Consider the following 15162-nt stretch of genomic DNA (forward strand, 5'->3'; position numbering starts at 1 on the left):
GCGAAGCGAAGCAATCCATGGCTCCACAAGCGGAGACGTGGATTGCTTCGTCGCTTCGCTCCTCGCAATGACGGTGCGGGAGCGCGACCTAACCCCACCCCGCCGTATAGCCGCCATCCACGGTGTAAATCACCCCCGACGTATATCCGGAGCGATCCGACGCCAGGAACGCCATGAGGTCGCCGATCTCGCGCGCATGCGCGGGGCGGCCGAGCGGCATGTTCTTCTGGAATTCTTTGTAGCGGTTCTCGTCGCCAAACTGGTTCTTCGCCCGCGTCTTCAGGAGCGTCACATGGCGGTCAGTGCCGACGGGGCCGGGATTGATGCCGACCACGCGGATATTGTCGGCGAGGCTTTTTCCTCCGAGCGCCCGGGTGAATGCCATCAGCGCCGCGTTGCCGGCGCTGCCGCAGATGTAATTGGCGTCGAACTTTTCGCCGGCAGCGCCAATGTCGTTGACGATGACGCCGCCGCCACGCGCCTTCATCTGCGCATAGATCGCGCGGGTGAGATTGATGTAGCCGAACACCTTCAGCTCCCAGGCGTGGCGCCATGTCGCCTCGTCGATCTTGTCGATCGAGCCGCCGGGGATGTCGCCGGCATTGTTGACGAGAATGTCGATATCGGCGGCTTCCTTGGCGAGCCTTGCGATGTCCTCGCCCTTGCGCAGGTCGACGACATGGGCGGTCGCGCCGATCTGGTGCGCCGAGCGCAGCCGCTCGGTCAGCGCTTGCAACTGCTCGCCGCTGCGGGCGGCCAGCATGACGTCGCAGCCTTCTTCGGCAAAGGCTTCGGCCGCGGCCGCGCCGATGCCCTTGGAGGCGCCGGTGATCAGGACGCGCTTGCCGCGGAGATGCAGGTCCATGGGATTCTCGTGTGGTGAGAGGAGGGTGGAAGACGGTCAGCGAAATTGGTAAGCGGCGGGCGCCGTCTCGGTCAACATTGCAGTGCAGCGTTGCGCGGCAGGCAGGATTGGTCCATTGCAAGACAATCGAATAACCGGCATTAGCGGCCGGGCAAGACAACAAGGAAACTCTCGATGAGCAGCGCCAAAAAGCAGTATCGGATCGCGGTCATTCCCGGCGACGGCATCGGCAAGGAAGTGGTCCCGGAGGGCCTGCGCGTGCTGGAGGCGGCGGCGAAAAAGCACGGCGTTTCCGTGCATTTCGATCATTTCGATTTCGCGTCCTGGGACTATTACGAAAAGCACGGCGAGATGATGCCGGAGGACTGGAAGGCGCAGATCGGCAAGCATGATGCGATCTATTTCGGCGCGGTCGGCTGGCCCGCGAAAATCCCCGATCACGTTTCGCTGTGGGGCTCGCTGATCAAGTTCCGGCGCGAGTTCGACCAGTACGTCAATCTGCGCCCGGTGCGGCTGATGCCCGGCGTGCCGTCGCCGCTCGCCAACCGCAAGCCTGGCGATATCGATTTCTGGGTGGTGCGCGAGAACACCGAGGGCGAGTATTCCTCCGTCGGCGGCCGCATGTTCCCCGATACCGATCGTGAATTCGTCACGCAGCAGACTGTGATGACGCGCACCGGCGTCGACCGCATCCTGAAATTCGCGTTCGATCTGGCGCAATCGCGGCCGAAAAAGCATCTGACCTCGGCGACCAAGTCCAACGGCATCTCGATCACGATGCCCTATTGGGACGAGCGCGTGGAAGCGATGGCGAAGAAATATCCAGGCGTGAAGTGGGACAAGTACCACATCGATATCTTGACCGCGAATTTCGTGCTGAATCCGGACTGGTTCGACGTCGTGGTCGGCTCCAATCTGTTCGGCGACATTCTCTCCGATCTCGGCCCGGCCTGCACCGGCACCATCGGCATCGCGCCATCCGGCAACATCAACCCGGAAGGCAATTTTCCGTCGGTGTTCGAGCCGGTGCATGGCTCGGCGCCAGATATTGCCGGGCAGGGGATTGCCAACCCCATCGGCATGATCTGGTCGGGTGCGATGATGCTGGAGCATCTCGGCGAGAAGCAGGCGGCGGAGTCGATCGTCGGCGCCATCGAGCGCACGCTGGGCGAGCGCACCCTGCGCACGCGCGATCTCGGCGGCAACGCGGATACGGTGGCGTGCGGCAAAGCGGTCGCGGAGATGGTGGATTGATTTCGCAGGGTGGGCTAAGCGAAGCGTGCCCACCGTTCGGCGTGATGGTTGATCGATAGATGGTGGGCACGGCGCAAGAGCGCCTTTGCCCACCCTACCAATCTGCCGTCGTCCCTGCGAACGCAGGGACCCATAACCACAGCCGTTCGTTATTTGTATCGGCTGTTGCTCCAGCACGGCGCCACATAACCATCGGTGGTTATGGGTCCCGGGTCGCGCTTCGCTTGCCCGGGACGACGGAGCGAGTTCACTTTCTCACAATCCTTCGGCAATGCTCCCACGCGGCGCGCATCAGGTTCTCGCTCGCTTCCGGCGTGCGGAACGCCGAATGCGCCGACAGCGTCACGTTCGACAGTTTGGTCAGCGGATGATCCGCCGGCAGCGGTTCGATGTTGAAGACGTCGAGGCCGGCATGGCGGATCTGGCCCGATTTCAGCGCCTCGATCATCGCTTCCTCGTCGACGATGGCGCCGCGTGCGGTGTTGATCAGGATGACGCCGGGCTTCATCGCCTCGATGCAGGCGCGCGAGATCAATCCACGCGTTTCGTCGTTGAGCAACAGATGGATCGAGACGACGTCGCTCTCGGTCAAGAGTTCGTCGAGATCGACGAACTCGACTTTCGGATGCTTCTTCGGCGATCGGTTCCAGGCGACGACGCGCATGCCCGAGCCGATCGCGATCCGCGCCACTTCCGCGGCGATGCCGCCAAAGCCGATCAGGCCGAGCGTCTTGCCGGTCAGTTGCATGCCGTCGTCGCGCAGCCAATTGCCGGCGCGGATACCGCGATCCATTTTCGCAAGTCCGCGCGCGCCTTCCCACATCAGCGCAACAGCGCATTCGGCGACCGCGGTGTCGCCATAGCCCTTGATCAGGTGCACCTGGATCCCGAGCTCGGCGAGCTCTTCCGGATTCATGTAGCTGCGTGCGCCGGTGCCGAGAAACACCACGTGCTTCAGTCCCGTGCATTTCTTCGCGATATCGGTCGGCAGCGCGGTGTGATCGACGATCGCGATCTCGGCGCCGTCGAGGATCCCAGGATATTGATCCGAGGTGATATCGGGATCCCGGTGGATCAGCACCTCGGGATCGCCGGGGTTCTGAAGCCGCTCAAAGATCACGGCCAGCGATTCATTGGCGTCGACGAAAACTCCGCGCACGGCATTCCCTCGTTTCTTGGTTTGATATCAGGACGCGACGCCGGCCAGCGCCAGCACGGTATGCATCAGCACGTTGGCGCCTGCCGCGCAATCGGCTTGCGTGGCGTCCTCGAGCTCGTTGTGGCTGATGCCGTCCTTGCAGGGCACGAACACCATGGCGGCCGGCATCACGGTGTTGAGGTTGCAGGCATCGTGGCCGGCACCGGAGGTGATGCGGCGATGCGAATAGCCGAGCATTTTTGCGGCGTTCTCCACCGCATCCACCAGCTTGGGATCGAAATGGGTCGGCGGCTTGCGCCAGATCAGGTCGAACTGGACATCGACCTTGCGTCGCGCCGCGATCTCGGCGATCGCCGCGCGCAAATCCCTGTCCAGCGCATCCATGATGGCAGCATCGGCGCTGCGGCAATCCACCGTGAAGGCGATCTCGCCGGGAATGACGTTGCGCGAGGGATTGGCGATCACGGCTTCGCCGACGGTTCCAACTGCCTTCGGCCCGTGCTTCTTGGCGATTGCTTCCATCGCCAGCACGATTTCCGACAGCGTCGCCAGCGCGTCGCGGCGCAGCGGCATCGGCGTCGAGCCGGCATGGCTCTCGAAGCCGGTGATCTTGCCGTCATACCATAGAACTCCCTGCCCGGAATCGACCACGCCGATGGTCTTGTTCTCGGCCTCCAGGATCGGCCCCTGTTCGATATGCAGCTCGACGAAGCCAGAGAATTTTTGGCGACCCACCGGCGCGTCACCGCGATAGCTGATGCTATCAAGCGCCTGCGCCACCGTGACGCCCTCGGCGTCCTTGCGCGACAGAATGTCGTCGGTGGTGAAATCGCCGACGTATGCGGCGGAAGCCATCATCGCCGGCGCGAACCGCGAGCCTTCCTCGTTGGTCCAGTTGCAGATGCAGATCGGCGTTTCAGTCTCGATGCCCGCATCATTGAGCGTACGAACCACTTCCAGCGCCGCCAGCGTGCCGAGCACGCCGTCATATTTTCCGCCGGTCGGTTGGGTGTCGAGATGCGAGCCGAGCCCGACCGGCGCTTTCGACATGTCGCGTCCCTTGCGCAGGCCGAACATCGAGCCGAGCGCATCCACATGCACTTCGAGCCCGGCGGCCTCGCACCGCTCGCGGAACCAGTCGCGTACCTGCTTGTCTTCAGGCCCGAGCGTCAGCCGCCGCACGCCGCCTTTCGGTGTCGCGCCGAATTTGGCGGTTTCGTGAATTGTGCCCCACAGCCGGGCAGAATCGATTTGCAGGTTGGAAGCGATCTTGGTCATGCACTGTTCCGGATGGTCTGCTGGCAGGCGGCGCGCTTGTTCATTCTTGTTCGGTTATTTTCAATGACGCGCCTGCGGCGGCGCGTCAACAATGACGCCTCCTCGCGCCAGGCTGGCCGCAAGTTCGACCACGCGCTCCACCGCGACCGTGTCGGGGGAGGCGAGCCAGCTTGCCGAAAACGTCAGCGGCGCCAATTGCAGATTGGTCGACAGCAATTGTAGCCGCCCGTTTGCCATGTCGTCCTCGACGATCGCAGTCGGTATCAGGGCGATACCGAGACCTTCGATCGCCATGTGGATAACGGTTGCGAGCGAGGCGCTGGCGTGCAGCCGTATCGGCGGCAGGTCAGGGCGGTTGAACAGGGAGCGCACGATTTCATAGGGCTGGGTACGGCGCGAAAACGTGATGATGGGGAACTTCGCCAGGTCGTGCAGCGTCAGTTCCTGCTTGCCGAGGCCGAGCGAGGGGCTGGCCGTAAAGCCCACCGGATAATCGCACAGTGCCCGGTTGTTGACCATTGGCGCCGTCAGCGGGCCGAGCACGAAGGCGAGTTCGATCTCCTGCGCCAACAGCCGGTTGCGCAAATTCGAGGTGATGTCGACCTCGATCTCGAGCGAGAGGTTAGGGTAGGCGTAATTGACGCTCTTGATCAGTTGCGGCAGCCAGGTGTGCACGATGGTTTCGGCGACACCGAGCCGCAGCACGCCGCGCATCGCCGAGCGATCGCCGACCACCGCGAGCATTTCCGAGCGCAGCCCGATCAGCTTCTCGGCATAGACCATCAATTGCCGTCCGCTCGGCGTCGGCAGCACCATGCGACGGTCGCGCTGCAAGAGCTTCACGCCCACCTCACGCTCGAGCTGGGCGATCCGCTGCGAAATCGCCGGCTGCGTCGTGTTCAGCTTCTGGGCAGCGCCGCGAAAGCTGCCAAGCGTCACCACCCACATGAAAGTCTCAATTGCCTTGAAATCAGTCATGCACCCTCAGCCCGCAGCTTGATAATTGATGTTTATCGAACTTGATTAGAAAAGAAGATTAGACATTATCATAGCCATATGCGGGAGTAGATGTCGATAAGAATGGAAGCGGGGACAACGATGACCGGCTTGGCGAGGACGGAAACTACGGGCCGCGATAGGCCAGACTTATCGCCCAGCGTGGCAGCCCGGCATGCGTGCCGCAACGGCATGGCCACTCACACAGCGGGTGTGGCCAACGGCTTCGTCCAGGGCAATCTTGCGATCCTGCCCGAGAAGTTAGCGGCCGCGTTTCACCGGTTCTGTCAACTCAATCCCAAACCATGCCCGATCATCGGCATGTCCGACGTCGGCGATCCCCGCATTCCCGCGCTCGGCCTCGATCTCGATATCCGTACCGACCTGCCGCGCTATCGCATCTGGCGCGACGGCGAAATCGTCGAGGAGCCGACCGACATCATGGCGCACTGGCGCGATGATCTGGTCGCCTTCGTGCTCGGCTGCTCGTTTTCCTTCGAAGAGGCGCTGCTGGAGGAAGGTCTGCCGATCCGCCATATCGAGCGCGATGTGCGCGTGCCGATGTTCCGCACCAATATCGCCTGCAGCCCCGCTTGTCCGTTTGCCGGGCCGATGGTGGTGACGATGCGGCCGTTCAAGCCAGCGGATGCGATACGCGCGATACAGATCACCTCGCGTTTTCCGTCGGTGCACGGTGCGCCCGTCCACATCGGTCTTCCGCAATCGATCGGCATCGCCGACCTCGCCAAACCCGACTACGGAGATCCGGTGCCTGTGGAGGCCGACGAAATTCCGGTGTTCTGGGCTTGCGGCGTGACGCCGCAATCGGTGATCGCAGCCGCCAAGGTGCCGTTTGCGATTACGCATGCGCCCGGATTGATGCTGGTGACCGATCTCAGGAACAAGGCGCTTGCCGTGCTTTGATGCAGCCCGTGCTGCTCATTGAGGCTTTACCGTACCCTTCGCCCGTTTCATCGATAGTTGCCGACCCACAAAGGATATCGCCATGAACATCACGCGCCGTAACGTCTTGCTTGGAGCTACTGCTGCCGCTGCGCTCGGCCCGATTGCCGCGCGCGCCCAAACGTCCGAAGTGGTGATCGGCGTGATCTATCCGTTTTCCGGCGCCAGTGCGCAGATGGGCGTCGACGCGCAGAAGTCGTTCGAGACTGCGCTCGACATCATCAACAAGAACCACGATTTCGATTTGCCGCTGGCGAAGGGCGAGGGATTGCCCGGCCTCGGCGGCGCCAAGATCCGCCTCGTCTTCGCCGATCATCAGGCCGACCCGCAGAAGGGCCGCGCCGAGACCGAGCGCCTGATCACCCAGGAAAAAGTCTGCGCCGTCATCGGCACCTATCAGAGCGCGGTTGCCGTCACCGTCAGCCAGATCTGCGAGCGTTACCAGGTCCCGTTCATCTCGGCGGACAATTCCTCGCCGAGCCTGCACAAGCGCGGCCTCAAATTCTATTTCCGCGCAGCTCCCCATGACGAGATGTTCTCGGCCGCGATGTTCAACTTCTTCGATGCGATGAAGAAGAAGGGCACCAAGATCGACACGCTGGCGCTGTTCCATGAGGACACCATTTTCGGCACCGACTCCGCCAACACCCAGCTCAAGCTGGCCTCTGAGCGTGGCTACAAAGTCATCTCCGACATCAAGTACCGCTCCAACTCGCCGTCCTTGTCGGCGGAAGTACAGCAGCTCAAGACGGCGAATGCCGACGTGCTGATGCCCTCGAGCTACACCACCGACGGCATATTGCTGGTCAAGACCATGGCCGAGCTCGGCTACAAGCCGAACGCGATCGTGGCGCAGAACGCCGGCTTCTCCGAAAAGGCGCTGTATGATGCGGTCGGCGACAAGCTCGAAGGCGTGATCTCGCGCGGCAGCTTCTCGCTCGATCTCGCTGCCAAGCGGCCGATGGTCGGCAAGGTCAACGCCATGTTCAAGGAGAAGTCGGGCAAGGATTTTAACGACCTCACCTCGCGCCAGTTCATGGGGCTGTTGGTGATGGCCGACGCCATCAACCGCGCCAAGTCGACCGACGGCGAGAAGATCCGCGAGGCGCTGGTCGCCACCGACATTCCGGGCGAGCAGACCATCATGCCCTGGAAGCGCGTCAAGTTCGACGAGCTGGGCCAAAACAACGACGCCGACCCGGTGCTGCTGCAATATATCGGCGGCAAGTTCGTCACCATCTTCCCGCCACAGGCCGCCATCGCCGAAGCCGTCTGGCCGATGAAATAGACTCGGCGCTGGAGGCGGGAGGGGACATGACAGGGACCAGTATTGAGAGACTGTCGCCTCTCGTCATTGCGAGGAGCGCAGCGACGAAGCAATCCATCGTGCCGCACGAAGAAAGAATGGATTGCTTCGCTTCGCTCGCAATGACGGGCGGCGAGAGCAATGCCTCCGTTCTGGAGCAACAACCATGACCGCCGAAACCATCATTCAAAGCCTGGCGAGCGGCCTGCTCATGGGCCTGCTCTACGGCCTTATCGCCGTCGGCCTCGCGCTGATCTTCGGGCTGATGGACGTCGTGAACTTCGCCCATGGCGAGTTCCTGATGATCGCGATGTACGCGACGTTCTTCCTGTTCGTGTTCTTTGCGATCGATCCCTTGCTGTCGGCGCCGCTGGTCGCCGCGGCGCTATTCGTATTCGGGGCCGTGGTCTATCTATTAATTGTGCGTTTTGCCGTGCGCGCGAAAGCCAATGCCGGCATGGTGCAGATCTTCTCGACATTCGGTTTGGCCATCGTCATGCGCGGCCTGGCGCAATACTTCTTCACGCCGGACTATCGCAGCGTCACCCATTCCTGGCTCGGCGGCAAAACTGTCTCGATCGCCGGGATCTACCTGCCGGTGCCGCAACTGGTCGGGGCGCTCGTGGCAATCGCCGCCTTTGGCGCGCTCTATCTCTTCATCAACCGCACCGATTTCGGCCGCGCGCTGGAAGCGACCCGCGAGGATGCCGGTGCGGTGGCGCTGGTCGGCATCGACAAGAACAAGGTGTTTGCGCTGGGCTGGGGCCTCGGCGCGGCGCTGGTGGGCCTCGCCGGGGCGGTCATGGCGATCTTCTTCTACATCTACCCTGACGTCGGCGCCTCGTTCGCTCTGATCGCCTATGTCACGGTGGCGCTCGGCGGCTTCGGCAGCGTGTTCGGCGCCTTCGCCGGCGGCATCATCGTCGGCCTCGTCGAGGCCACGACCGCCATGTTGCTGCCGCCGTCGCTCAAGGCGGTCGGCATCTATGCCGTCTATCTCCTTGTGGTTTTTGTCCGCCCGCGCGGCCTGTTCGGATCGATGTGATGGATACCGCTTTCGCAGAACGCCGCCGCCGCGACCTCATCGTCGCCGTTGTTCTCGCCGCGATTGCGGCCACCGTCCCGCTGTTCGTCAAAGACGTCTACGTCCAGAACATCATGGTGCTGACGCTGATGTGGGGTGCGCTGTCGCAAAGCTGGAACATCCTTTCCGGCTATTGCGGGCAGATCTCGCTCGGCCACGCGCTCTACTTCGGGCTTGGCGCCTATACCACCGCGCTGCTGTTTACCAAATTCGGGGTGCTGCCATGGTTCGGCATGCTCGGCGGCGGCGTGATTTCCGCGCTCATCGCGATGGCGCTCGGCTATCCCTGTTTCCGGCTGCGCGGACATTACTTCGTCATCGCCACCATCGTCATTGCCGAAATCGGTCTGCTGCTGTTCCACAATTGGGATTGGGCTGGTGCTGCGATGGGCATCGAAATTCCGGCACGTGGCGATAGCTGGCTGAAATTCCAGTTCCCACGCAGCAAGCTGCCATATTTTTACTTCGCGCTGGCGCTGGCTTGCGTCGCCTGGTTCGTTACCTGGTGGCTGGAAGATTCCAAGTGGGGCTATTGGTGGCGCGCGGTGAAGGACAATCCGGAAGCCGCTGAAAGCCTCGGCGTGGTCGTGTTCAATTCCAAGATGGGCGCGGCGGCGGTATCGGCATTCCTGGTCGCAGTCGGCGGCAGCTTCTATGCGCAGTTCGTCTACTTTATCGATCCCGAGAGCGTCATGGGCTTTCAGTTCTCGCTGCTGATGGCGTTGCCAGCGGTGCTCGGCGGCATCGGCACGCTGTGGGGGCCGATGCTGGGCGCTGTCATCCTGATCCCGCTCACCGAATTGACGCGCTCCTATGTCGGTGGGTCCGGCCGCGGTGTCGACCTGATCGTCTATGGCGGCCTGATCATTGCGATCTCGCTGGCGCGGCCGCAGGGGCTGATCGGCCTGTTCTCGTTCAAAGGCCTTTCAGGGCTGTTTGCGCCCAAGCGCAAGGAGGCTGTCCGATGACGCCTCTTCTGGAAACCCGCGGCGTCTGGCAACGTTTTGGCGGCCTGATCGCCAACAGCGACGTGTCGATTTCGGTCGGACGCGGCGAGATCGTCGGCCTGATCGGCCCGAACGGCGCCGGCAAGTCGACGCTGTTCAACCTGATCGCGGGCGTGCTGCCGCCGACCCAAGGCTCGATCATCTTCGACGGCGAGGATGTCACCGCGCTACCGGCGGCGGAGCGCTGCCAGCGCGGCATCGGCCGCACCTTCCAGGTCGTGAAAAGTTTCGAGACCATGACCGTGATCGACAACGTCATCGTCGGCGCGCTGGTCCGTACCACCGTGATGCGCGATGCGCGGCGCAAGGCGCATGAGGTGCTGGAGTTCTGTGGCCTTGGCCCGCGCGCCAACGTGCTCGCCAGCGATCTGGTCCCGTCCGAAAAGCGCCGGCTCGAGGTGGCGCGGGCGCTGGCGACCGAACCGAAACTGCTGCTGCTGGATGAGGTGCTCACGGGGCTTACGCCGGTCGAGGCCAAGACCGGCGTTGAACTAGTACGCAAGGTGCGCGACACCGGCGTCACCGTGCTGATGGTTGAGCATGTCATGGAAATCGTGATGCCGCTGGTCGACCGCGCCATCGTGCTGGATCTCGGCAAGGTGCTGGTCGAGGGCAAGCCTGCGGACGTGGTTCGCGACCCGAAAGTCATCACCGCCTATCTGGGGGATCGTCATGCTGTCGGTGCATGAAGTCACCACCGCCTATCAGGGCCTGGTCGCGATCTCGGCGGTCTCGATCGAGGTGGCAAAGGGCGAAATCGTTTGCGTCGCCGGCGCCAACGGCGCCGGCAAGTCGACGCTGCTGAAATCGATTGCGGGCGCCGAGCGACCTCGCTCCGGCACCGTAACGTTCGACGGAACCCGCATCGACGGCATGGCGCAGCATATCATCACCTCGCGCGGCATCGCCTATGTGCCGGAAAACCGCCGGCTGTTTCCGCGCCTCTCGGTGCGCGACAACTTGAGGCTCGGCAGTTATCTTTTTCGTAGCCAGTCCGACCGCGAGGCACCGCTCGATCTCGTCTTCAAGCTGTTTCCCCGCCTGCAGGAACGCCTCGAGCAGCGCGCCGAAACGCTAAGCGGCGGCGAGCAGCAGATGCTGGCCATCGGCCGCGCGCTGATGACCCGACCGCGGCTGTTGATGCTGGATGAGCCGTCGCAGGGCATCATGCCAAAGCTGGTCGATGAAATCTTCCAAGCCGTGAAACGCATCCGCGACGCCGGCATGACCGTGCTGATCGTCGAACAACGCATGTCCGAATGCCTGGAGATCGCCGATCGCGCCTACATCCTGCAAACCGGCCGCGTGCTGATGCAGGGCAGCGCCGCCGAGATCAGCGTCAATCCCGATGTGCGGAAGGCGTATCTGGGATTGTGATGCCGTAGGATGGGTAGAGCGAAGCGAAACCCATCAATTCCATTCCGCGGAGAGATGATGGGTTTCGCTGCGCTCTACCCATCCTACGAGTGTCCATGCTCCGGCAGCGTCAGCCCAAACGTCTTCGCCAAATCCTTCACCTGCGCCGGCGACAGATACCGCGGGTTCAGCCCGCGCAGCAGCAGATAGAGCTTCGCCGTCTCCTCCAGTTCCTCCATCGCGAACACCGCCGCTTCAAGGGTGTCGCCTGACACCACCGGGCCATGGTTGGCGAGCAGCACGGAAGAGTACTTCCCGGCCAGTCCCTTGATGGCGTCGGCGACGGCGGGATCACCGGGCCGATAGTAGGGCACGAGCGCGGTGTGCCCGCATTTCATCACGTAATAGGCCGTCATCGGCGGCAGCGCGGCGCGGGGGTCGATCTCGGGCAGCATCGACAGCGCGACTGAGTGAGTCGAATGCAGATGCACGACCGCGCGTGCCGCGCCGCGGGTCTGGTAGAGCGCGGTGTGCAGCGGCACTTCCTTGGTTGGCGCGTCGCCAGATACCAGCCGTCCGTCGGGCCCGAGCCGCGACATTCGGGCCGGATCGAGGAAGCCGAGCGAGGCGTTGGTCGGCGTCACCAGCCAGCCGCCGTCATCGAGTTTCACGCTGATATTGCCGGAGGAGCCCGGCGTTAGCCCGCGCTCGAACAGCGAGCGGCCGAAGCGGCAGATTTCCTCGCGGAGCCTTGTTTCGCTCATGGACCGACCTCTTTTCCGCCTTGTCTCACGCTTTGGCAGCGCGGCCAAGCCGTGATACGCAGGGGCCAAGCCGCCGGCCGAATGGCCGCTGGACAGAAACCATCGAGGAACCGCCGCATGCCAGAATCCGCCAAACCGCGCGTCGCCGTCATCGGGCTGGGCTCGATGGGCTATGGCATGGCGACCTCGCTGCGCCGTGCGGGGCTGGAGGTCACCGGGTGCGACGTCTCGGCTGACACGGTCAAGCGGTTCGTCGCCGACGGCGGCAAGGGTGCGGCGACGCCGGCGGCCGCGGCGAAATCGGCCGACATCGTCGTCAGCGTCGTCGTCAACGCCGCGCAAACCGAGACCATCCTGTTCGGCGCCAAGGGCGTCGCGGAAACGCTGGCGAAAGGCGCGGTATTCATTTCCTCCGCCACCATGGACCCCGATGTCGCGCGGCGTCTGGCCAAACAGTTGGAAGCAACCGGCCGGCACTACCTCGACGCGCCGATTTCCGGCGGCGCACAGCGCGCGGCGCAGGGCGAACTCACCATCCTCGCATCCGGCAGTCCGGCCGCGTTTGCCAAAGCGCGGTCCGCGCTGGATGCGATGGCCGCAAAGCTCTACGAACTGGGCAACGAAGCCGGCCAGGGCGCCGCGTTCAAGATGATCAACCAGTTGCTCGCCGGCGTCCATATCGCTGCCGCTTCCGAGGCCATCGCATTCGCCGCCAAGCAGGGCCTCGACATCCGCAAAGTCTACGAGGTGATCACGGCCTCCGCCGGCAATTCCTGGATGTTCGAGAACCGCATGCCGCATGTGCTCGACGGCGATTATGCGCCGCGCAGCGCGGTCGATATCTTCGTCAAGGATCTCGGCATCATCCAGGACATGGCGCGCTCGGCGAAATTCCCGGTGCCGGTTTCGGCTGCTGCCTTGCAGATGTTCCTGATGACGTCAGCCGCCGGCATGGGCCGCGATGATGACGCGTCGGTAGCGCGGATGTATGCAAAAGTCACCGGCACGCATCTGCCGGGCGAGCCGAAGTAAGAGCAAGATCAAGAAGGGGACCGTAGATGCCGCGCTTTGCCGCCAATCTCTCCATGATGTTCACCGAGGTCCCGTTCCTCGACCGCTTCGATGCGGCGGCAACAGCGGGATTTGCCGCGGTCGAATTCCTGTTTCCCTACGACCATCCGGCAGACGCCGTCGGCGAGCGGCTTAAAAAGAACGACCTGACGCAGGCACTGTTCAATCTGCCGCCGGGTAATTGGGACGCCGGCGAAAAAGGCTTTGCCGCGCTGCCGGAGCGCTTTGACGATCTCAAGCGAAGCCTGGAGACCGCACTGCCTTACGCGAAGGCGACCGGCGTCAAGCGGCTGCATCTGATGGCGGGCATCGCCGATCGCAGCAGCGCGAAGGCCGTCGAACAATTCTACAAGTCGGTGGCATGGGCAGCCGAGTTCTACGCGCCCCATGGGCTGGACGTGGTGATCGAGCCGATCAATCCACGCAACGTGCCCGGCTATTTTCTCAATGATTTTGGCTTCGCACGCGACCTGATTACCGAGCTGAAGATTCCGAACCTGAAGCTGCAGTTCGACATCTATCACTGCCAGATCATTCACGGCGACGTCACCATGCGGCTGCGCGAGATGATGCCCATCATCGGCCATGTCCAGATCGCCAGCATCCCCTCACGCAACGAGCCCGACGGCGAAGAGCTGAACTATCCGTTCCTGTTCACCGAGCTCGACCGGCTCGGCTATGGCGGCTTCGTCGGCTGCGAGTACAACCCGCGCGGCAAGACCACCGATGGACTCGGCTGGTTCAAGCCCTATGCCGGAGCAAAGCCGTGAAACTGTCCTTGGGCTGCATCGCCGACGACTACACCGGCGCCTCCGACCTCGCCAATACGCTGACCCGTCAGGGGCTGCGCACGGTGCAGACCATCGGCGTTCCGCCGGACGATCTCGCGCTGCCGGAGGTCGATGCGGTGGTGGTGTCGCTCAAGAGCCGCTCGATCGAGGCTGGTGTTGCGGTGGACCGTTCGCGCGCCGCCGAAAAATGGCTGCGCGGCCGCGGCGCCGGCCACGTGCTGTTCAAGATCTGCTCGACCTTCGATTCCACCGATGCCGGCAATATCGGCCCGGTGATGGACGCGCTGCGCGCCGACTGCGGCGAGGCGATCGTGCTGGTGACGCCGGCTTTTCCGGAAACCGGCCGCACCGTCTATCAGGGCAATCTGTTCGTGGGCTCCGCGCCGCTGAACGAAAGCCCGCTGAAGGATCATCCGCTCAATCCGATGCATGATTCCAATCTGGTGCGGGTGCTGGCGCGCCAGAGCCGGACCCAGGTCGGGCTGGTCGACCTCGCGACGCTCACGCGCGGAGCTGAGGCGGTTCGCGGACGTCTTGCGGAGCTGGCGGGAAAGGGTATCGGCGCGGCCATCATCGATGCGGTCTTTGACCGCGATCTGGAAACCATCGGCGACGTCGCGCTGGATCACCGCCTGTCCGTCGGCGCATCTGGCATCGGACTTGGCCTTGCCCGGGCACTGGTCAGCTCCGGCAAGGTCAAAGCGGCTTCCGCGGGCGCGGTCTCCGGCGTGCCGGTCGGGGGACCGGCGGCGTGTCTTGCGGGGAGCTGTTCGCAGGCGACGTTGGCGCAGATTGCCAATGCCGAAAAGACCATGGCTGTGCTGCATCTCGATCCCGAGCAGATCATCGCGGGGCCGGCAGAGGCGCGCCGGGCGCTGGCCTGGGCGAGCGACCGGATCGGGAATGGTCCAATCCTGATCGCCAGCAGTTCGACTCCGGATCAGGTTGCAGCTCTGCAATCTCGGCATGGCCGCGATGCAGCCGGACATGCCATCGAGCAGGCGATGGCCGATATCGCCGAAGGCCTGGTGCGCACCGGCGTGCGGCGATTGGTTGTCGCCGGTGGTGAAACTTCGGGCGCCGTCGTTGATCGGCTGAGGATTCCGGGCTTTCTCGTCGGCGAAGAAATCGCTGCAGGCGTGCCGGTTTTGCGCGCGGTCGGCGCCGAGGACGGCGAGATGCTGCTCGCACTGAAATCGGGCAATTTCGGCGGGACGGAGTTTTTCTCCGATGCCTTGAAGCTGATGCGCTGATCGCTTCAAGCCGAC

At 63.3% G+C, this 15162-nt stretch carries 15 protein-coding genes; 10 read left to right on the forward strand and 5 right to left on the reverse strand.

What is annotated here, in order from left to right; translation table 11 throughout:
* Positions 1 to 88: 88 nt before the first annotated feature.
* Positions 89 to 865, reverse strand: coding sequence for an SDR family oxidoreductase (locus V1273_RS11255; protein ID WP_334409633.1), 777 nt, complete (start codon positions 863 to 865; stop codon positions 89 to 91).
* Between the two features lie 174 nt (positions 866 to 1039).
* Between V1273_RS11255 and V1273_RS11260 the strand changes: the two genes are divergently transcribed.
* Entirely contained in the window at positions 1040 to 2119 is a 1080-nt protein-coding gene (locus tag V1273_RS11260) for a tartrate dehydrogenase (RefSeq protein WP_334409634.1), read from the forward strand.
* A gap of 247 nt (positions 2120 to 2366) precedes the next feature.
* Here the strand turns inward: V1273_RS11260 and V1273_RS11265 are convergent, their stop codons facing one another.
* Genes V1273_RS11265 through V1273_RS11275 form a run of 3 tightly spaced genes read right to left on the reverse strand, consistent with a single transcriptional unit; the run spans position 2367 to position 5534 of the window.
* Positions 2367 to 3278, reverse strand: coding sequence for an NAD(P)-dependent oxidoreductase (locus tag V1273_RS11265; protein ID WP_334367754.1), 912 nt, complete (start codon positions 3276 to 3278; stop codon positions 2367 to 2369).
* A 27-nt stretch (positions 3279 to 3305) separates the two neighbouring features.
* On the reverse strand, positions 3306 to 4556 hold the full coding sequence (locus V1273_RS11270; RefSeq protein ID WP_334409635.1) for a Zn-dependent hydrolase: 1251 nt from the start codon (positions 4554 to 4556) through the stop codon (positions 3306 to 3308).
* Between the two features lie 60 nt (positions 4557 to 4616).
* A complete protein-coding gene (locus V1273_RS11275) occupies positions 4617 to 5534 on the reverse strand; it encodes a LysR family transcriptional regulator (protein ID WP_213290339.1) in 918 nt (305 codons plus the stop codon).
* A gap of 120 nt (positions 5535 to 5654) precedes the next feature.
* Here V1273_RS11275 and V1273_RS11280 point away from each other — a divergent pair, with 120 nt between their 5' ends.
* From V1273_RS11280 to V1273_RS11305, 6 genes are all read left to right on the forward strand, one after another.
* Positions 5655 to 6476, forward strand: a complete 822-nt coding sequence (locus V1273_RS11280; protein ID WP_334409636.1) for a putative hydro-lyase — start codon at positions 5655 to 5657, stop codon at positions 6474 to 6476.
* Between the two features lie 82 nt (positions 6477 to 6558).
* Positions 6559 to 7803: an ABC transporter substrate-binding protein gene (locus V1273_RS11285; protein ID WP_334376596.1), complete on the forward strand. Its 1245-nt coding sequence runs from the start codon at positions 6559 to 6561 to the stop codon at positions 7801 to 7803.
* A 184-nt stretch (positions 7804 to 7987) separates the two neighbouring features.
* Positions 7988 to 8866, forward strand: a complete 879-nt coding sequence (locus tag V1273_RS11290) for a branched-chain amino acid ABC transporter permease (RefSeq protein ID WP_065744078.1) — start codon at positions 7988 to 7990, stop codon at positions 8864 to 8866.
* Positions 8866 to 9873, forward strand: coding sequence for a branched-chain amino acid ABC transporter permease (locus tag V1273_RS11295; RefSeq protein ID WP_334409637.1), 1008 nt, complete (start codon positions 8866 to 8868; stop codon positions 9871 to 9873). Before V1273_RS11290 ends, V1273_RS11295 begins: the two co-directional genes overlap by 1 nt.
* The gene (locus V1273_RS11300) at positions 9870 to 10601 is read left to right on the forward strand and encodes an ABC transporter ATP-binding protein (protein ID WP_065744076.1); all 732 of its coding nucleotides are present in this window, start codon (positions 9870 to 9872) and stop codon (positions 10599 to 10601) included. Before V1273_RS11295 ends, V1273_RS11300 begins: the two co-directional genes overlap by 4 nt.
* On the forward strand, positions 10585 to 11289 hold the full coding sequence (locus tag V1273_RS11305; RefSeq protein WP_213290334.1) for an ABC transporter ATP-binding protein: 705 nt from the start codon (positions 10585 to 10587) through the stop codon (positions 11287 to 11289). The genes V1273_RS11300 and V1273_RS11305 overlap by 17 nt, the downstream gene beginning before the upstream one ends.
* 83 nt (positions 11290 to 11372) lie before the next feature.
* On the opposite strand, the gene otnC is transcribed toward V1273_RS11305, so the two are convergent.
* Positions 11373 to 12032 carry a 3-oxo-tetronate 4-phosphate decarboxylase gene (gene otnC / locus V1273_RS11310; protein WP_334409639.1) on the reverse strand — a complete coding sequence of 220 codons (660 nt, stop codon included), beginning with the start codon at positions 12030 to 12032 and terminating at the stop codon, positions 11373 to 11375.
* An 81-nt stretch (positions 12033 to 12113) separates the two neighbouring features.
* Here otnC and ltnD point away from each other — a divergent pair, with 81 nt between their 5' ends.
* From ltnD to otnK, 3 genes are read left to right on the forward strand one after another with little or no spacing between them, the layout of a single operon-like run.
* Positions 12114 to 13064 (forward strand): L-threonate dehydrogenase, encoded by a 951-nt coding sequence (gene ltnD, locus V1273_RS11315; RefSeq protein ID WP_334409640.1) that lies wholly within the window; start codon positions 12114 to 12116, stop codon positions 13062 to 13064.
* Between the two features lie 26 nt (positions 13065 to 13090).
* On the forward strand, positions 13091 to 13873 hold the full coding sequence (gene otnI / locus V1273_RS11320) for a 2-oxo-tetronate isomerase (RefSeq protein WP_334409641.1): 783 nt from the start codon (positions 13091 to 13093) through the stop codon (positions 13871 to 13873).
* Positions 13870 to 15147: a 3-oxo-tetronate kinase gene (gene otnK, locus V1273_RS11325; protein WP_334409643.1), complete on the forward strand. Its 1278-nt coding sequence runs from the start codon at positions 13870 to 13872 to the stop codon at positions 15145 to 15147. Before otnI ends, otnK begins: the two co-directional genes overlap by 4 nt.
* Positions 15148 to 15162: the final 15 nt, after the last annotated feature.

This window comes from Bradyrhizobium sp. AZCC 1721, from assembly GCF_036924715.1.
In the GTDB taxonomy this organism is placed as follows: Bacteria; Pseudomonadota; Alphaproteobacteria; order Rhizobiales; family Xanthobacteraceae; genus Bradyrhizobium.